This is a genomic window from Cellulomonas citrea (genome assembly GCF_009829685.1).
Taxonomy (GTDB): Bacteria; Actinomycetota; Actinomycetes; order Actinomycetales; family Cellulomonadaceae; genus Cellulomonas; species Cellulomonas citrea.
In genome coordinates this window covers 50,195-66,821 of sequence record NZ_VWSD01000004.1, presented here as the reverse complement: position 1 = coordinate 66,821, position 16,627 = coordinate 50,195, and the positions used below count along the sequence as shown (strand labels likewise).

The 16,627-nt window shown below is 73.7% G+C and carries 18 protein-coding genes and 1 pseudogene; 7 read left to right on the top strand and 12 right to left on the bottom strand.

Annotated elements, in window-relative coordinates; genetic code table 11:
• The 4 genes and pseudogenes from F2B26_RS01370 to F2B26_RS01355 all read left to right on the top strand — a co-directional run.
• Positions 1 to 706: pseudogene (locus F2B26_RS01370) on the top strand (hypothetical protein); the annotation flags it as partial.
• A gap of 18 nt (positions 707 to 724) precedes the next feature.
• Complete coding sequence (locus F2B26_RS01365; RefSeq protein ID WP_159805618.1) at positions 725 to 2,350, top strand: amidohydrolase; 1,626 nt, start codon at positions 725 to 727, stop codon at positions 2,348 to 2,350.
• Between the two features lie 338 nt (positions 2,351 to 2,688).
• A complete protein-coding gene (gene lnt / locus F2B26_RS01360) occupies positions 2,689 to 4,254 on the top strand; it encodes an apolipoprotein N-acyltransferase (RefSeq protein ID WP_159805616.1) in 1,566 nt (521 codons plus the stop codon).
• On the top strand, positions 4,251 to 5,018 hold the full coding sequence (locus F2B26_RS01355) for a polyprenol monophosphomannose synthase (protein WP_159805614.1): 768 nt from the start codon (positions 4,251 to 4,253) through the stop codon (positions 5,016 to 5,018). Before lnt ends, F2B26_RS01355 begins: the two co-directional genes overlap by 4 nt.
• Positions 5,019 to 5,163: 145 nt before the next feature.
• On the opposite strand, the gene F2B26_RS01350 is transcribed toward F2B26_RS01355, so the two are convergent.
• The 3 genes from F2B26_RS01350 to F2B26_RS01340 form a co-directional block, all read right to left on the bottom strand.
• Positions 5,164 to 5,508 carry an RNA polymerase-binding protein RbpA gene (locus F2B26_RS01350; RefSeq protein WP_159805612.1) on the bottom strand — a complete coding sequence of 115 codons (345 nt, stop codon included), beginning with the start codon at positions 5,506 to 5,508 and terminating at the stop codon, positions 5,164 to 5,166.
• Between the two features lie 340 nt (positions 5,509 to 5,848).
• A complete protein-coding gene (locus F2B26_RS01345) occupies positions 5,849 to 6,337 on the bottom strand; it encodes a GNAT family N-acetyltransferase (RefSeq protein ID WP_159805610.1) in 489 nt (162 codons plus the stop codon).
• Positions 6,338 to 6,340: 3 nt separating this feature from the next.
• The gene (locus F2B26_RS01340) at positions 6,341 to 6,988 is read right to left on the bottom strand and encodes an MBL fold metallo-hydrolase (RefSeq protein ID WP_159805608.1); all 648 of its coding nucleotides are present in this window, start codon (positions 6,986 to 6,988) and stop codon (positions 6,341 to 6,343) included.
• Between the two features lie 53 nt (positions 6,989 to 7,041).
• Here F2B26_RS01340 and F2B26_RS01335 point away from each other — a divergent pair, with 53 nt between their 5' ends.
• Positions 7,042 to 7,809 (top strand): ParA family protein, encoded by a 768-nt coding sequence (locus F2B26_RS01335; RefSeq protein ID WP_159805606.1) that lies wholly within the window; start codon positions 7,042 to 7,044, stop codon positions 7,807 to 7,809.
• 68 nt (positions 7,810 to 7,877) lie between these two features.
• On the opposite strand, the gene F2B26_RS01330 is transcribed toward F2B26_RS01335, so the two are convergent.
• The 8 genes from F2B26_RS01330 to F2B26_RS01295 form a co-directional block, all read right to left on the bottom strand.
• Positions 7,878 to 8,465 (bottom strand): MerR family transcriptional regulator, encoded by a 588-nt coding sequence (locus F2B26_RS01330; protein WP_159805604.1) that lies wholly within the window; start codon positions 8,463 to 8,465, stop codon positions 7,878 to 7,880.
• A gap of 120 nt (positions 8,466 to 8,585) precedes the next feature.
• Positions 8,586 to 9,092 (bottom strand): bifunctional nuclease family protein, encoded by a 507-nt coding sequence (locus F2B26_RS01325; RefSeq protein ID WP_159805602.1) that lies wholly within the window; start codon positions 9,090 to 9,092, stop codon positions 8,586 to 8,588.
• 45 nt (positions 9,093 to 9,137) lie between these two features.
• Complete coding sequence (ftsR, locus tag F2B26_RS01320) at positions 9,138 to 9,905, bottom strand: transcriptional regulator FtsR (protein WP_235929432.1); 768 nt, start codon at positions 9,903 to 9,905, stop codon at positions 9,138 to 9,140.
• Complete coding sequence (locus tag F2B26_RS01315) at positions 9,902 to 10,366, bottom strand: FHA domain-containing protein (RefSeq protein ID WP_159805600.1); 465 nt, start codon at positions 10,364 to 10,366, stop codon at positions 9,902 to 9,904. The genes ftsR and F2B26_RS01315 overlap by 4 nt, the downstream gene beginning before the upstream one ends.
• Before the next feature lie 104 nt (positions 10,367 to 10,470).
• On the bottom strand, positions 10,471 to 11,241 hold the full coding sequence (locus F2B26_RS01310) for a DUF881 domain-containing protein (protein WP_159805598.1): 771 nt from the start codon (positions 11,239 to 11,241) through the stop codon (positions 10,471 to 10,473).
• Complete coding sequence (locus F2B26_RS01305) at positions 11,238 to 11,570, bottom strand: small basic family protein (protein ID WP_159805596.1); 333 nt, start codon at positions 11,568 to 11,570, stop codon at positions 11,238 to 11,240. The genes F2B26_RS01310 and F2B26_RS01305 overlap by 4 nt, the downstream gene beginning before the upstream one ends.
• Positions 11,567 to 12,445 carry a DUF881 domain-containing protein gene (locus F2B26_RS01300; protein WP_159805594.1) on the bottom strand — a complete coding sequence of 293 codons (879 nt, stop codon included), beginning with the start codon at positions 12,443 to 12,445 and terminating at the stop codon, positions 11,567 to 11,569. The genes F2B26_RS01305 and F2B26_RS01300 overlap by 4 nt, the downstream gene beginning before the upstream one ends.
• Before the next feature lie 44 nt (positions 12,446 to 12,489).
• A complete protein-coding gene (locus F2B26_RS01295) occupies positions 12,490 to 13,071 on the bottom strand; it encodes a CDP-alcohol phosphatidyltransferase family protein (RefSeq protein ID WP_159805592.1) in 582 nt (193 codons plus the stop codon).
• An 85-nt stretch (positions 13,072 to 13,156) separates the two neighbouring features.
• Here F2B26_RS01295 and F2B26_RS01290 point away from each other — a divergent pair, with 85 nt between their 5' ends.
• Both F2B26_RS01290 and F2B26_RS01285 read left to right on the top strand, forming a co-directional pair.
• Positions 13,157 to 13,579 carry a CoA-binding protein gene (locus tag F2B26_RS01290; protein ID WP_159805590.1) on the top strand — a complete coding sequence of 141 codons (423 nt, stop codon included), beginning with the start codon at positions 13,157 to 13,159 and terminating at the stop codon, positions 13,577 to 13,579.
• A 139-nt stretch (positions 13,580 to 13,718) separates the two neighbouring features.
• Positions 13,719 to 15,494 carry a DEAD/DEAH box helicase gene (locus tag F2B26_RS01285; RefSeq protein WP_438939155.1) on the top strand — a complete coding sequence of 592 codons (1,776 nt, stop codon included), beginning with the start codon at positions 13,719 to 13,721 and terminating at the stop codon, positions 15,492 to 15,494.
• A 60-nt stretch (positions 15,495 to 15,554) separates the two neighbouring features.
• On the opposite strand, the gene F2B26_RS01280 is transcribed toward F2B26_RS01285, so the two are convergent.
• Positions 15,555 to 16,604, bottom strand: a complete 1,050-nt coding sequence (locus F2B26_RS01280; RefSeq protein WP_159805588.1) for a threonine aldolase family protein — start codon at positions 16,602 to 16,604, stop codon at positions 15,555 to 15,557.
• Positions 16,605 to 16,627: the final 23 nt, after the last annotated feature.

The window sequence follows — 16,627 nt, the reverse complement described above, 5'->3', positions numbered from 1 at the left end:
CGGTGGCGCGGCCGCGGCACGGTCCAACGAGGTGATCGTCCAGGTGCTGCGCGCGGCGCTGGCCGAGCAGGGCCTGCCGTCCGACCTCGTGCAGTCGGTGGACGCGTGGGGGAGAGCGGGCGTGGTGTTCGACCGGGTCTGCGACGTGCTGCTCGAGCTCGGCTACCTCGAGCGTGCGGACGGTGACACCCTCCAGGTGACGGCGGCCGGCCAGGGCCTGCGCCGGCTCTACAGCGAGAACGACCTGCTGCTCGCGCAGTGCCTGCGCACCGGTGCGCTCGACCGGCTCGACGCACCCGGCCTGGCCGCTGCCGTGGCGGCGCTCGTGTACCGCGCGCGCCGTGACCCCGAGTCCGTCCCGCGGGTCCCCGGCGGCCCGGGTGGCGCTCTGGGCGGAGCGCTCGACGAGGTCGCCAGGTCGGCCGCGCAGCTCACGGCGATCGAGCGCGAGCACGGCCTCACCAGCGCGGTCTCGGTCGACCTGGGGCTGGTCGAGGCGGTGCACAGATGGGCGCTGGGACGCAGCCTCACGACCGTGCTGCAGGGCGTCGAGCTCGAGGCCGGGGACTTCGTGCGCTGGGTCAAGCAGGTCATCGACGTGCTCGGCCAGCTCTCGACCGCCGCCCCGGACGCCCGGCTGCGGGCCACCGCGACCTCGGCCGCGGACGCCCTGCGCCGCGGTGTGGTGGCGTACGCGTCGGTGTAGGGCACTACCCTGCCCGCTGTGACCTCCACGCTCTTCCGGCACGGTGTCGTGCACTCCTCGGCCGACCCGTTCGCCGAGGCGATCCTCGTCGCGGACGGTGCCGTGGCCTGGCTCGGTGCCGACGACACAGCAGACGGGCTCGTCGAGAAGGCCGACGAGGTGGTCGACCTCGACGGCGCGATCGTCGTGCCCGGCTTCGTCGACGCCCACGTCCACCTGCTCGAGACGGCGCTGGCGAGCGACGGGGTGGACCTGTCCGGTGCCCGCTCGCTCACGCAGGCGCTCGACCTCGTGCGCGCGGCGGCGCAGCAGCGTCCCGGGACGGACGAGCCGCTGCTGGGCCACGGCTGGCAGGAGCAGGACTGGCCCGAGCAGCGCCCGCCGACGGCCGCCGAGCTCGACGCGGCCGCGGGGGACCGGCCGGTCTACCTCGCGCGCGTCGACGCCCACAGCGGGGTGGTCTCCTCGGTGCTCGCCCGTGCGGCCGGCCTCGTCGGTCTGCCGGGCTGGCACGGCGACGGCCTCGTGACGGGTGAGGCGCACCATGTCGCCCGCGACGCGACGCGTGACCTGGCGCCGGCTGCCCGGGAGGCGGCCTACCGACGCGTCCTGGAGCGCGCCGCGGCCCAGGGTGTGGTCGCGGTGCACGAGATGTCCGCACCGCACATCGACACCCGCGACGGGCTTCGCGCCCTGCTCGCGCTCACCGCGGACCCGGCCTCGGGTCTGCCGCTGGTCGTGGGGTACCGCGGCGAGCTGTGCGTGACCGGGGACGACGCGAAGGCGCTGGCCGCGGACATCCCGGGGCTCACCGGGGTCGCGGGAGACCTCAACGTCGACGGGTCGTTCGGTTCGCACTCCGCCCGGCTGCGCCAGCCCTACGCCGATGCACCGGACCAGCTCGGCACGCTGCACCTGACCGCCGAGCAGGTGGCCAACCACGTCGCCGCGGTCACCCGGGCGGGTCTGCAGGCCGGGTTCCATGTCATCGGCGACGGTGCGCTGGACGAGGTCCTCCTCGGGGTGCGGGCCGCCGCGGACGTCGAGGGCCTCGCCGCGATCGGGGCTGGCGGTCACCGGCTCGAGCACCTGGAGATGGTCGACGCCGCCGCGCTCGCAGCGCTCGTGCTCCTGGGGCTGCGGGCGAGCGTGCAGCCGGCCTTCGACGCCGCCTGGGGCAGCCCTGGAGGCCTCTACAGCCGCCGGCTCGGGCCGACCCGGGCGGCGGGTCTCAACCCCTTCGCCGACCTGGCGGGTGCCGGGGTGCCGCTCGCCTTCGGGTCGGACAGCCCGGTGACACCGCTGGACCCGTGGGCCGGGGTGCGGGCGGCCTACCTGCACCACCAGGTCGATCAGCGGCTCTCGGTCCGCTCGGCGTTCCGCGCTGCCACCCGCGGGGGCTGGCGGCTGGCAGGCATGGACCACACCGGCGCCGGGGAGCTGAGGGTCGGCGCACCGGCTCACCTGGCCGTCTGGGCCGCGAACGAGCTTGTCGTGCAGGCACCGGACGGCCGGTTCACGTCGTGGAGCGCGGATGCGCGCGCGGGCGTCCCGCTGCTGCCGTCGATGTCCCCGGAGGCGGCCCCGCCGGTGTGCCTGCGCACGGTCCGGGCCGGAGTCACGGTGCACGACCAGATGCAGTGATGCGGTCGTGACACGACACGCGACCGACACGCCGGACAAATCGGACATCACCCTCGACCTCGAGTCGCCCTGACCTGCGAATTGGCCTGTGACCTGCAGGTTCTTCTGCTTTGCGGGACGGGCCCCGACGAGTAACTTCTCTGTCTGGTCGCTGTGAAGGCCGGGGGAGCCAGCGCTGTGCATCCCGGTCTGTCAGACCGGTCGAAAGCCCCCGACCGGGCCCGCGTGTTCATCAGAGAACGGCCGACGCTGTGCGTCGGGTGGTACGAAGGACACGCGGGCCGGTCGGTCGGCGCACCGGCATCGCGGTCCCAGGAGGCTGCCGTACGCTGCGCGACGTGCCCGCGCAGCCCGTGTCCCGCCCTGCGTCCCTCGTCCTGGCCGTGGCGGGCGCCGCAGCCACGGCCCTGGCGTTCCCCGACGCGGGGATCTGGGTCGGGGCGCCCCTCGGTGTGGCTCTGCTGGTCGTCGGCCTCGGACGGGACCGTGCGCGATGGAACGCCCTGGTCGGCTGGGTGTTCGGGCTCGTCTTCTTCGCCGTGCACCTGTGGTGGGCCGACGAGGCGGTCGGCGCGGTGCCGTGGTTGGCGCTCAGCGCGGCCGAGGCGGGGGCGGTCGCCCTGGCGGCCGCGGCCTGGACCTGGGCGCGCCGGGCGCCGGTGATCGGGCGGCACGGCTGGCTCCAGGTGCTCGCCTTCGCGGCGATCTGGGTGGCCGCCGAGGAGCTGCGCTCGGCCGTCCCGTTCGGAGGCTTCCCGTGGGGGCGGCTCGCGTTCTCCCAGACGGACTCACCGCTGCTCCCGCTGGCCTGGCTGGGCGGTGCACCACTGGTCTCCAGCGTCACGGCGGCGCTGGGGGCTCTGCTGGCCCGCACCTGGTATGCCGCGCGGCGGCGTGCGTGGCGTACGGCGGCGCTGCCCGTCGCGGCGGTCGCGGTGCTGCTGGGCGCCGGTCTGCTCGTCCCGCTGGACACGTCCGCACAGGCCGGGACGCTGCGCGTCGGCGTGGTGCAGGGCAACGTCCCCGGCGAGGGGCTCGACGCCTTCGGCAGGCAGTGGCAGGTGCTGGACAACCACCTGGCGGGCACCGCGGCACTGGCCCACCAGGTCGGGCCTGGTCAGCTCGACGTCGTGCTGTGGCCCGAGAACGGTTCCGACATCGATCCGCAGGCCGTGCCGGCCGCCGCCGTGCGGATCGACGCCGCGGCCCAGGCGGTCGGTGCGCCGATGCTGGTCGGGACCGTCCAGTACCCCGCCACCGGAGGGCGCTACAACACCTCGGTGCTCTGGCAGCCCGGGGTCGGGGTGGTGGCGCAGTACTCCAAGCAGCACCCGGCTCCGTTCGCCGAGTACATCCCGCTGCGCTCGTGGGTCCGGCCGTTCTCGTCCGCCGTCGACCTGGTCACCCAGGACATGCTGCCCGGCCACACCGTGGGCCTCGTACCGCTCGCCTCGCCCCGGCTCGACCGGACGGTCGGTCTGGGCACGGTCATCTGCTTCGAGGTCGCCTACGACGACCTGGTGCGCTCTGCGGTGAGCGCCGGGGGAGAGGTGATCGTGGTGCAGACCAACAACGCCTCGTTCGGGCGGACCGCCGAGTCGACGCAGCAGCTGGCGATGACGCGGTTCCGCGCCGTCGAGCACGGCCGCGCCGCGGTCCAGGTCTCGACCGTGGGAGTGAGTGCGGTGATCGCGCCGGACGGCACGGTTGAGCAGCGCACCGGCCTTTTCACGGCCGAGCAGATGGTTGCTAACCTGGCTCTGCGCGAGACGACCACCCCCGCGACTCGGTGGGGCGCGTGGCTCGCGGGGGCCGTCGACGTCTTGGCGCTGGCCGCTCTTGTTCTCGGGGTCGTCGGAGCACGGCACCCTCGCCGTCACGACCGGATCGAGCTCGCTGAATGACCACCGAAGAGCGACGAGTTCTCGTCGTCGTGCCGACCTACAACGAGCGCGAGACGATCACCCTGGCGCTCCAGCGCCTCGCCGAGCACGTGCCCGACGCCCACGTCCTCGTCGTCGACGACGGCTCACCGGACGGCACCGGGCAGCTGGTCGAGGAGATCGCCGCCGCCGAGACCGCCGCCGGCGCCCCGCGGGAGATCTTCGTGATGCACCGTGCCGGCAAGCTCGGGCTGGGCACCGCGTACATCCAGGGCTTCGGCTGGGCGCTCGAACGCGGCTACACGACGATCGTCGAGATGGACGCCGACGGCTCGCACCGTGCCGAGGACCTGCCTCGGCTGCTCGCCCGCACCAACGACGCCGACCTGGTCATCGGGTCGCGCTGGGTTCGCGGTGGCCGGGTGGTCAACTGGCCGCTGCACCGCGAGGTCCTGTCCCGCGGCGCGAACATCTACACCCGCGTGGCGCTGGGGCTGGGTGTGAAGGACGGCACCGCCGGGTTCCGGGCCTACTCGGCCGACCTGCTGCGCACGATCCCGCTCGACGAGGTCGCCTCGCACGGGTACGGGTTCCAGGTCGACATGACCTGGCGGACCCGCCAGAGCGGTGCCCGCATCATCGAGGTGCCGATCGTCTTCGTCGAGCGCACGGCCGGCGAGTCCAAGATGAGCGGCGGCATCATCTCGGAGGCGATGATCTCAGTCGCGAAGTGGGCGGTCGCGCACCGCACGGCTCAGGTCAAGGCGCTCTTCACCCGGTCCTGAGGGACCGCCGGGCCGCCGGCACAGCCAGCATCCCCACCGAGGCCACCGACGACGACAGCCCCGCCCGGGAGGTGGGGTCCACGTCCAGGGCGGGGCTGTGAGGTCGTCGCCAGCCCCCTCGGGGGCCGGGGGAGCCGCGAGGGGCTCAGGCGCTGCGGCGCAGCTTGCCGGCGCGCAGCAGGTCGAGGCGCTCGTCGAGCAGCTCCTGGAGCTCGCCGACGGTGCGGCGCTCGAGCAGCATGTCCCAGTGGGTGCGCGGCGGCTTGCCGCCCTTGGCCTCGGGGATCTCGGCGTCGCGCAGCAGCGCCTGCTGACCGCAGCGGCACTCCCACATGACCGGCACATCGGCCTCGACGGAGAACGGGAGCACGATGGTGTGCCCGTTGGGGCAGTCGTAGTGCGCCTGGAGCCGCGGCGCGAAGTCGACGCCGTCCTCGGTCTCCAGACTCCGAGAGCCGATGCGCATCCCGCGCAGCGATCGGTTCGCCATGAAGACCTCCAGGAGAGAAAGTAGAGAGAGTCGGCCGTCGCGGCCTGGGACGTGCAACTGCACTGCACAACGGCGCAGCGACGCGCTGTGTTCCATCGTGGAGTGAAGGTTCGGTGAACGCCACCGGAGCGTTGCGGCTTCAGGACGAGCGTCCGGAGCCGTCGGCCGGGCCACGAGGCGCCGGGCGGGTCAACCTACCGCGGCCCCAGCACCCGCACAACAGCGAGCCCGCCGACGTCACCCGGTCGGCACGGCGCGCGACGGCACCCGGCAGGGTCCGAGACGACCCCTCGTCGCCTCACGACCATATTGCCGATAATGGACGTTATGTCACAACGGCTCAGAGCCGGCGCAGCCACCGCTCCTCGACCCGCTCCGGGTCACGGGCCAGCGCATGCCGTTCGCCTGTCCGCTCGAAGCCGGCGCGCACGTACAGGTCGCCCGCAGGCAGGTCACCGTCGACCACCCAGACGGACAACGTGCGCGCACCCTCGGCGCGCGCCGCCGCCGCAGCCGCATCGACGAGCGCCCAGCCCAGTCCGCGCCGACGTGCGTCCGGCGCGACCCACAGCCCGACGACGTGCCGGTCGTCCGCCGGCGACCCAGGTTCGCAGATCGTCGAGACGATGCCCTGCACCGTCGCCTGCTCGTCGTACGCGAGCCATGTCGGGCTGCTCCGCACGCGCATCCGCCAGTGCTGCTCGACGAACCGGCGTTCACGAGCCACCACCGAGGCAGGCGCGTCCGCCGCCTCGTCCAGCACCCGCAGGCGCACGTCCCGGACCAGCTCCCAGTCGGCCTCGAAGACCTGCCGCACCTCAGCCGTCATCCGTCAGCCGATCCGTACGCGCTCGCCGGGCGCGAGCCACGTCGGCAGGACATCGCACATCTGTTCGATCTGCCGTGTCCAGAAGTCCCGCCCGATCTGTGAGGCCAACACCTCGTGGATCGGGACCACGTGCCGCGGCGCCAGTGCGCGCACCCAGTCGACGACGTTCGCCATGAGCAGCCAGGGCGCGGCCACCGGCACCAGCACGGTGTCCGGCGTCGGACGTCCGCCCAGGTCGACGAAGGCATCACCCGGGTGGAGCAGTGCACCGTCGACCAGATAGGCCACGTTGGTGGACCTCGGCACCGACCGGTGCAACGGTGCGTGCCACTCCCCCAGGACCTCGACATCGAGCCCGCCGACCTGGAGCCGGTCGCCGGCGGCGACGCGGTGGACCTGACCTGCGGGTGCACCCGCCTCGACGAGACGCTCCACCACGGACGCCGGTCCGTGGACCCGCGCACCCGCGGCGACGGCAGCCAGCACCGGCTCGACCGCCAGGTGGTCCACATGGTCGTGCGTGACGAGGATGTGCCGGACTCCGTCGAGGGCCGCCGACAGGTCGGCGAACACCCCCGGGTCGATGACGACCGGCTCGCTCTCCCCCAGTCGGACGCAGGAATGCCCCTCGTGCTCCAGCAGCAGGCTCATCCCCCCATTGTGGCGTTTTCGACTCAGAGCGCAGCGCCCGATAGCGTTGTCCCGTGCTCGTCCTCGGTGTCTGCAGCCTCAAGGGAGGCGTCGGCAAGACCTCGATCACCTTGGGTCTCGCCTCGGCGGCTCTCGAACGCGGTGTTCGTACCCTCGTCATCGACCTCGACCCGCAGGGCGACACCACCATGGCGTTGGCTCCCGCGCGCTCGCAGGCCGATGTCGCCGACGTGCTCGCGGATCCCGGTGAGGCGACGATGCGGGCCGCCACCGCGTTGTCCGGCTGGGCGCTGTCGGGCCTCGACGTCATCCCGGGCAACGAGCGCTCCGCGGTGCACGACCATCTCGAGGTCACCGACGTCGACCGGCTGCGGTACGCGCTGTCCTGGGTCTCCGGCTACGACCTGGTGATCCTCGACTGCCCGCCGTCGCTCGGCGGACTCACCCGCACGGGGCTGACGGCCTGTGACCGCGCCCTCATCGTCACCGAGCCCGGACTGTTCGCCGTCATGGCGGTGGGACGCGCGCTGCGGACCGTCGACGAGCTGCGCCGCGGGCCGGCGCCCCAGCTGCAGCCGCTCGGTGTGGTCATCAACAGGGTTCGCGCCCGCTCGGTCGAGCAGGCGTACCGGCTCGAGGAGCTCAACCGGCTGTACGGTCCGCTCGTCCTGAGCCCGAGCATCCCCGAGCGCGCTGCGCTGCAGCAGGCGCAGGGCGCGGCGCGCCCCATCCACAGCTGGCCGGGTGAACCGGCCCGTGAGCTCTCTGCGCACTTCGAGCAGCTGCTCGACCGCGCGTTGCGAGCCCCCCGCACCAGCTGAGCCCCTGCCCTGCGGGGTGGCTGCCGCACGCCGCAGGCGAGCAGCCCGGGGTCAGTCTGCTGAGGGGGTCAGCTCGCGGAACGGGCGCGACGACGCGCGGCCAGCTCGTCGGCCGCGTCGGTGAGGACCGGAGCGCTCTCGTCCTCGGCGCGCTCGGTCGGCAGCTCGGCCAAGGTCCCCTCGACCTCGCGCCAGACCCGACCCACCGCGATGCCGAAGACGCCCTGGCCGCCCTGCACCAGGTCGATCACCTCGTCGGCCGAGGTGCACTCGTACACGCTCGCACCGTCGGACATGAGGGTGATCTGCGCGAGGTCCTCGACACCCCGCTCACGCAGGTGGGACACGGCCGTACGGATCTGCTGCAGCGAGACGCCGGTGTCCAGCAGGCGCTTGACCACCTTGAGCACGAGGATGTCGCGGAACGAGTAGAGCCGCTGGGTGCCGGACCCCGTCGCCGGACGCACCGACGGCTCGACCAGTCCGGTACGTGCCCAGTAGTCGAGCTGACGGTAGGTGATCCCGGCCGCACGGCAGGCCGTCGGGCCGCGGTAGCCCGCCTGGACGTCGAGCTCAGGCAGGTCGTCGTCGAACAGGAGACCCTGCGCACTTGCCGGTACCTGCGGGACGGACGGCGTCCGCTCGGTGGTGCTCACGGGGTTCCTCCACACGATCAGGCGGCCGCTGTGGCTGCTCTGGCAACGCTAGGGGTCGGCCTGCGGCTGCGCAACGACGCTGAACCGGCGTGTCGCGCCCGGAGAGTCTCACCTTCAACTTCACGTCGAAGGATCGGGTGCTCCCCCGGCCGGAAGGTCGAAGTCGTCGGCGCTCACATGCTCCAGGAAGCTGCGGAACTCGGCCACGTCCCGCTCCGACGCCGTGACCTGGACCTCGATCCCGGCGGCGCCGACCACCGAGGCCGAGCAGACCACCGGGGCGCCGCACCGCAGCGCCAACGCGATCGCGTCCGACGCCCTCGAGTCCACCCGCACACCGTCCGCGAGCACCAGCGCGGCGTGGAACACGCCCTGCTCCAGCCGGGCGATCTCCACCCGGTCCAGGTGCCCGCCCAACGCCCGGAGCACATTGCGCAGCAGGTCATGGGTCATCGGCCGTGGCGGTACCACACCGGCCTGCGCCGACGCGATGGCCGTCGCCTCGCCACGCCCCACCACGATCGGCACGACGAGCGAGTCGAGTCCGTCGAGCAGCAGCACGATCGTCTCCTCGCCGGCGGCGCGCACGCCGACGACCTCGACCGGGACCCACGCCTGCTCGTCCACGGCACCACGCTACGTCGCCGCCGCCGAACCCGCCGAGCGGGCGGCTCAGGGCACGATCTGCGCGACCGCCGCCCGCAGCAGGGACGTGTGCATCTGGGCCAGCAGCTCGCCGAGCTCGGCGGCCAACGTCCCCGCACGCTCGCTCCCCGTCGAACCCCGCCGACCGCGCACCGGCGCCACGAGCGCCTCGACCAGGTCCACCTGCCGGTCCGCCGCGGAGCGCAGCGACCGCAGGTGCCTCGCGTCGACCCCGTGCTCCGCCAGACGCGCAGCAGCCAGCACGACGTCACGGTCCCAGGCCTCGAGCACGCCGCGCGGACCAGGGCGCAGCACGCCGGCGTCGACCAGCTCGGTGACGAACGACTCCGCCACGCCGGCGTCACGCGCCAGGGCTGCGACCGTCCAGGCACGCGGGTCCGCGGCCGCACCGTCCCGGGTGGCGAGCCGCGCCCGCGGAGCGGCCTCCTCCGCCTGCCCCGCATCGAGGGCCGCCAGCTGCTCGGCGATCACGCGCAACGGTCGGTAGTGGTCGCGCTGCTGACGCAGCACGTAGCGCAGCCGCTCGATGTCGGCCGGCGAGTACTGCCGATACCCGGCCGGCGTCCGGACCGGGTGCACCAGGCCCTGGTCCTCCAGGAAGCGCAGCCGGGACGGCGTCATCGTGGGGAACTCGATGCGCAGCGCCGCCAGCGCGTCCGAGATCCGCATCGTCGCGCGCCGGGAGATCCCCCGCGGCCAGGCCTCCGGCTCGACCTCGCCGGCGGCCACCGGCGACGGTGCGACGACCGGCAGACGCGCGCCCTCGCCGCTCAACCCGCCACCGTGTCGCGCTGGGGGCTGGGGTGGAAGGTCATCCGGAACTTGCCGATCTGCACCTCGTCGCCGGCGTGCAGGACCACGTGGTCGATCCGGTCGTGGTTGACGTAGGTGCCGTTGAGCGAGCCGACGTCGCGCACCGCGAAGCCACCCGGCTCCCGGACGAACTCGGCGTGCTTGCGAGAGACCGTCACGTCGTCGAGGAAGATGTCCGACGTGGTGCCACGGCCGGCCGTGGTGCGGTCGGCGTCGAGCAGGAACCGCGAACCCGCGCTCGGACCCCGCTGCATGACGAGCAGCGCCGAGGTCGGCGGCAGTGCCTGCACCGCCGCAGCCTCCTGCGGGCTCAGGCCGACGGGGCCGGACTGGTCCGGCTCCGCGGCGGCGGGGCCACCCAGGTTGATCGTCGTGTCGGCGCCCGACGACGCAGGCACGTCCTCACTGCGCTCCCACGTCATGCCACCTCCTGGGTCCCGTGCCATCTGCGCTCGTGGGTGCTCGTCAGAGCACTCCCTGCTGGACAGCCTATGCGGCCCCGGGCCCTGCGAGCAGCCCGGTGCCCCTACGGGGTGCTCGCAGGCACGGGAGTCGCGTACCGCGGATCCGCCGCACGGGTGACTGCCGTGATCGTCACCGAGTCCAGCTTGGCCACCGACGCGTGACCACCGTCACGTCGGACAGCGGCCGAGGCGCCACCCGGGATGCCGAGCGCGGTGTCGATCGTGTCGGGGTCACCGATCGCCTCCCACAGGTAGGGCGCCTCGAGCAGCTGCTCGTCGAGAACCACAGACCCGGCCGACCCGGTGAAGGAGCTCGACGCCACCACCCGTACCCCGTTGACGCTCACCGCCTCGGCCCCGGCGTTGCGCAGCTCCTCGAGCATGTTGAGCAGCGTGAGCGGGCGCACCTGCCCGTCCGGGTCGCTCACCGTGATCTTCACCCCGGGTCCCGTGGCCGGCAGCCGCCCCGTGAGGATCCCCTGCGCCGCGGCGTTGCGCTCGGCTGCCGCCAGCGCTGCCGCACGCGTGTCGGAGCCCGAGGCGAGCTGCTCGCGTTCGCGCTGCAGGTCCGCCTCCTCGGCCGAGAGCGCGTCTGCCCGGTCCGTCGCCTCGTCGAGGATCCGCACCAGCTCGTCCTGGGTGAGTCCCGACAGGTTGGTCTCGCTCGTCTGGTGCACCTGGGTGACCACGGCGAAGCCGAGCAGCGCGCAGAGCACCCCGATGATCAGCTGGGACCGGCTGCGCCGTGGCCGCAGCACGCGACGCACCGCATCCCACCCGTCCGCCGGCGCCCGCGTCTGACGAGGCGGACGCTGCGGCTCGTCCAGGCTCATGCCTTGAACACGTGCCGGCGGATGGCGGCGGCATTGGAGAAGATCCGGATCCCGAGCACCACGACGACGGCCGTGGACAGCTGCGACCCGACCCCCAGCTGGTCGCCGAGGAAGACGATGAGGGCCGCGAGCACGACGTTCGACAGGAACGACGTGACGAACACCCGGTCGTCGAAGATGCCGTCCAACGTCGCGCGCAGCCCCCCGAACAGCGCGTCGAGCGCAGCCACCACGGCGATCGGCAGATACGGCTGCAGCTCGGTCGGGACGGTCGGCTGCAGCACCAGACCGAGCACGACCCCCAGCGCCAGCCCGAGCAGGGCGATCACGGCGTCCTCCCCTCCTGTGTGCTGGACGAGCCTGCCACACCGCCGTCGGCCGACGGGGACGGGGTGGCCGATGACGTGGGCGCCGGCGTGGAGGCGTAGCGCAACGTCACCTGCCCCGTCCCCGGCAGCCGCAGGTCGGTGCGGGCGCTCACGGCAACCCCGATGTCGTACGTGTCCCGCAACGTGGCCAGGTGCTGACCCGCCGAACCGAGTGCGAGCTGGGTCTGCAGGGTCGCCGAGTCACCGATCGCGTCGACGTCGTACGGGCTCGACATCGCCACCAGGTCCACGAGCACCGCCGAACCCGCCGAGCGGATCGCCGTCGTCGTGGTCAGGCGGGTCCCGTTGATCGCGACGGCCTCGGCACCGGCGGCCCACAACCCGTTGACGACCACCTGGAGGTCGACGTCCTGCACCCGGTGGTCCAGGTCCGGCTCGTCCTGCCCGTCGGCCGCCGGGGCGTCCGACAGCTCGACGCGAAGGCCAGGACCCGTCACCGCGACCACGCCCGACGCGCCTGCGTCCTGCTGCAGGCGGGCCAGCAGCTTCGGGTCCTCCCCCGCGAGCACCTGCTCCTGCAGGGCGGTGAGCTGCGCCGACGTCGCGCTGATCGAGCGTTGGGCCTCGTCCGCGCGTGCGGTCTCGTCCTTGATCTGCCCCAGGAGCAGGGCCCTGGCCTCGACCGCCGACGGGGAGGGCTGGCGCAGTGCCAGCGTCGCGGCCGTCACCACGAGGCCGAGCAGCACGGTGAGCACCAGCACCCCGACCGTGCGGGTGCGACCGACGGGGGCGTCGGGGTGGGCCGCCTTGCGCCGAGCCGCCTCGTGGTAGCCGGGATCGAGCGGGCGTCGGAAGACCTCCGACAGCAGCGTCATCGACGCGTCCGGCTCACGTGCGGGGCCATCCCCGTGCCGCGGCGTCATGCGCGCGCCTGGGCGAGCACCTGCCGCGCCTGCGTCAGGTAGAGCGCACCCGACACCCAGTACAGGGCCACGCCCCACAGGGCCGCCGCCCAGCCCAGGGCACCCACGCCCACGCCCCAGCCCCCCGGGAGCAGCGAGCCGAGCAGCAGCAGGGCGAAGGCGTAGAGCAGCAGCAACGTCCCCGCCTTGCCCGCGACGTGCACCTGGAGCGGCGCCCAGCCGGCTCGCGCCAGCACGAGCTGCATGACACCGAGCACCAGGTCGCGCACCAGCAGCAGCGCCACCACCCACCACGGCACGACCCCCCGCACCGCGAGGGCGACGATCGTCACGAGGATGAAGAGCCGGTCCGCGGCAGGGTCGAGGAGGCGTCCGAGCCGGGAGACCTGGTTGAGCCGGCGTGCCAGCACCCCGTCCAGCCAGTCGCTGCCGGCGGAGACCACGAGCACGACGAGCGCCCACACGTCCTGGTGGCGGGCCAGCAGCACCGCGAACACCGGCACCAGCACCAGCCGGGCGGCCGAGATCGCGTTCGGCACGGTGAGGACGCGGTCCGAGACCGCCTCGTCCGCACTCATCGTCACCCCCGACCCGCGTGGCGGCCCCGTGCCACCGGCCCGATCCTAGGTGGGCCCGGCTCAGGTGGCGTGCGAGGCTGGCGGCATGGACAGCGAAACCGTCGGTGACGAGCAGGCCGTCGACCACCTGCTGCGCACCCCCGGCCACTGGGCCGTCGTCGGTCTGTCGGACAACACGGCGCGGCCGGCGTACGACGTGGCCGCCTACCTGCAGCGGATCGGGCACCGGATCACGCCCGTGCACCCGAGCGCCGCGACGGTGCACGGCGCACCCGGGGTCGCGCGGCTGGGCGACATCGACGGGCCCGTCGACGTGGTGGACCTGTTCGTCTCCTCCGCGCGGGTGGGGCCGGTCGTCGACGAGGCGATCGCGGTCGGCGCACGTGCCGTGTGGTTCCAGCTCGGGGTGCACGACGAGGCCGCCGCCGCGCGCGCCCGCACCGCAGGACTGCTGGTCGTCACCGACCGCTGCCCGGCGATCGAGGGCCGTCGACGAGACCTGGGATGATCGTCCGGTAGGATCAGACCGAATCCGGAGTTCGTCGCGTCCCCCTTCGGAGTGCACGCCTCATGCGTCGCCTCCCGTGTCGGCGCCCGCCCAGCGGGCCGCCAGGTGTGCCGGGGTCGGCGACCAACCGTCCGCCGACGTGGCGCACGGTCAGGGCTCCCCCGGCTCGAAACGGCTCGACGTGACCGAACAGACCTCTGCTGTGCCCACCTTCGACGACCTCGGCCTGCCGCCCGCGCTGCAGCGCGCGGTCGAAGGGCTCGGCTTCGCCGTGCCCACCGCCATCCAGGCCCAGGCCATCCCGCCGCTGCTGTCCGGCCGCGACCTCGTCGGCGTGGCGCAGACCGGCACCGGCAAGACCGCCGCCTTCGGGCTTCCGCTGCTCGCGGCCGTCGACCCGGCGCTCGGCGCCGTGCAGGCCATCGTGCTCACCCCGACCCGTGAGCTCGCGATGCAGGTCGCCGAGGCCATCGAGTCGTTCGCGTCCAAGGTGGCCGACCTCACCGTCGTCCCGGTCTACGGCGGTGCGCCGTTCCTGCCGCAGCAGCGCGCGCTGGCCCGCGGCGCCCAGGTCGTCGTGGGCACCCCCGGCCGGGTGCTCGACCACCTCGACCGGCACACGCTGCACCTGGACCAGGTGCGGTTCCTCGTGCTCGACGAGGCCGACGAGATGCTGCGGATGGGCTTCGCCGAGGACGTCGACCGGGTGCTCGACGCCACCCCGAAGTCCCGGCAGGTCGCGCTGTTCTCGGCCACCATGCCGCCCGCGATCCGACGCGTCGCGCAGGCGCACCTGCAGGACCCGGTACAGCTGTCGATCACGCCGCAGGCGTCCACCGTCAAGTCGGTGCGCCAGGCCTATGCCGTCGTGCCGTTCCGGCACAAGGTGGGCGCGCTGCAGCGCGTGCTGGCCGTCTCGGACGCCGATGCGGCGATCGTCTTCGTGCGCACCCGGGAGGCCGCCGAGCAGGTCGGCTCCGCACTCATCGCCAAGGGCCTGTCCGCCGCGCACATCTCCGGCGACGTCGCCCAGACCGAACGCGAGCGGATCGTCGAGCGCCTGCGCTCCGGCGCCCTCGACGTGCTCGTGGCCACCGACGTCGCCGCCCGCGGGCTCGACGTCGAGCGCATCGGGCTCGTCGTCAACTTCGACGTGCCGCGCGAGGCCGAGGCCTACGTGCACCGCATCGGGCGCACCGGGCGCGCCGGGCGGGACGGGGTCGCGATCACCTTCGTCACCCCGAGCGAGCGGGGCAAGCTCGCCCAGGTCGAGCGGACCATCCGCACCACGCTCGAGGAGATGCCGATCCCCTCGCCCGCGGACGTCTCGGCGCACCGCGTCGCCTCGCTCTTCGGGCGCACCGAGCTGCGCCGCCAGGCCGGCCGGCTCGACCTGTACCGGGCCGCCGTCGCCGACCACCTGGCCGCGCACCCCGAGATCGATGCGGCGGAGCTGCTCGCGCTCGTCACGGCGCTCGCCGTCGGCGACGACGGCCCCGCACCGCGCACCGCCGAGGGCGACGACCTCGACGACGCGCTCGCCCGGGCCCACCTGGTCCCCGCGCGTGCCGAACGCGAGGGCACGCCCCGGCCGGGCCGGGCACCTCGCGGCGACAGCACCGCCCCGCGGTACCGCGTCTCGGTCGGCCACCGCGACGGGTTGCAGCCCGGTGCGCTCGTCGGTGCGCTCACCGGTGAGGGCGGGCTGGTCGGCAAGGAGGTCGGCAAGATCGACATCTTCGCCAGCTTCTCGCTCGTCGACATCCCCGGTGGGCTGACCCCCGAGGCGGTCGAGCGGCTCTCGCGGACCCGGGTCGCCGGCCGTCCGCTGCACATCCGGGTGGACACCGGGCCCCGGTCCGGTCGCGGTCCCGCGCGTGAGCACGTGACGCACACCCGGCCGCGCACCCGCTGACCTCCCCGGCGGCGGCCCCACCATGCGGGTCCGCCGCCCGCCAGGTCGGCGCTGACGCGCTCAGCCCTCGCGGGCGACCGCGAGGAGGTCGGCCACGTCCTGCTCGGTCGTGTCCCAGGCGCACATGAGCCGCACCTGCGAACCGTCGGGCGTCCAGTCGTAGAAGGCCCAGCGCTCGCGCAGCCGCGCGACGGTGGCCGCGGGGAGCGCTGCGAACACGGCGTTCGCCTGCACCTCGTGCACCAGCCGCGCGCCGGGGACCTCGGCCAGCCCGGCGGCGAGCCGTCGGGCCATCGCATTGGCGTGCCGGGCCGAGTCCAGCCACAGGTCGCCGTCGTACAGCGCGAGCAGCTGGGCGGCGGCGAACCGGCTCTTGCTGGCCAGCTGGGCGCTCATCTTCCGCACGTACGGCAGACCGTCGACGGCGCCCGGGTCCAGCACGACGACGACCTCGCCGAACATGAGGCCGTTCTTCGTGCCGCCGAGCCCGACGACGTCGACCCCGACGTCCGTGGTGAACGCGCGCAGCGGCAGACCCAGGTGTGCCGCGGCGTTCGCCAGCCGCGCCCCGTCGACGTAGAGCCGCAGCCCCAGGCCGTGCGCCTGCTCGGCGAGTGCACCCAGCTGATCGGGGGTGTAGACGGTGCCGAGCTCGGTGGCCTGCGCGACCGCCACCACCGACGGCTGCGGGAAGTGCACGTCGTGCCCGCCCGCCGTCACGGAGGCGACGAGGTCGGGGGTGAGGCGCCCGTCCGGGGCCTCGACCGTGAGCAGCTTGAGCCCGGCCATCCGCTCGGGGGCACCGGCCTCGTCGGTGTGCACGTGCGCGGAGGACGGCACCACGACCGAGCCCCAGCGCGGGGTCATCGCCGACAGGGCGACCACGTTCGCCCCGGTGCCGTTGAACACCGGGTAGCCCACGGCCTGGGCGCCGAAGTGCTCGCGCAGCACCTGCGCCAGCCGGGCGCTGTAGACGTCGTCCCCGTAGCCGCGCTGGTGGCCGCCGTTGGCCTCTGCCAGCGCGGTGAGCACCGCGGGGTGCACCCCTGCGTAGTTGTCGGAGCCGAAGTCGCGGTGGTCAGGGTCGTGGAGCTGCACGACCCCGATCATCTCGCACCCTGCGGGTGCTTCCC

What these genes read in the sequence shown, in the direction of transcription:
- F2B26_RS01355 (WP_159805614.1), top strand. Translation starts at nt 4,251, where the DNA reads ATGACCACCGAAGAGCGACGAGTTCTCGTCGTCGTGCCGACCTACAAC.
- F2B26_RS01350 (WP_159805612.1), bottom strand. Translation starts at nt 5,508, where the DNA reads ATGGCGAACCGATCGCTGCGCGGGATGCGCATCGGCTCTCGGAGTCTG.
- F2B26_RS01345 (WP_159805610.1), bottom strand. Translation starts at nt 6,337, where the DNA reads ATGACGGCTGAGGTGCGGCAGGTCTTCGAGGCCGACTGGGAGCTGGTC.
- F2B26_RS01340 (WP_159805608.1), bottom strand. Translation starts at nt 6,988, where the DNA reads ATGAGCCTGCTGCTGGAGCACGAGGGGCATTCCTGCGTCCGACTGGGG.
- F2B26_RS01315 (WP_159805600.1), bottom strand. Translation starts at nt 10,366, where the DNA reads ATGACGTGGGAGCGCAGTGAGGACGTGCCTGCGTCGTCGGGCGCCGAC.
- F2B26_RS01310 (WP_159805598.1), bottom strand. Translation starts at nt 11,241, where the DNA reads ATGAGCCTGGACGAGCCGCAGCGTCCGCCTCGTCAGACGCGGGCGCCG.
- F2B26_RS01300 (WP_159805594.1), bottom strand. Translation starts at nt 12,445, where the DNA reads ATGACGCTGCTGTCGGAGGTCTTCCGACGCCCGCTCGATCCCGGCTAC.
- F2B26_RS01295 (WP_159805592.1), bottom strand. Translation starts at nt 13,071, where the DNA reads ATGAGTGCGGACGAGGCGGTCTCGGACCGCGTCCTCACCGTGCCGAAC.
- F2B26_RS01290 (WP_159805590.1), top strand. Translation starts at nt 13,157, where the DNA reads ATGGACAGCGAAACCGTCGGTGACGAGCAGGCCGTCGACCACCTGCTG.
- F2B26_RS01280 (WP_159805588.1), bottom strand. Translation starts at nt 16,604, where the DNA reads ATGATCGGGGTCGTGCAGCTCCACGACCCTGACCACCGCGACTTCGGC.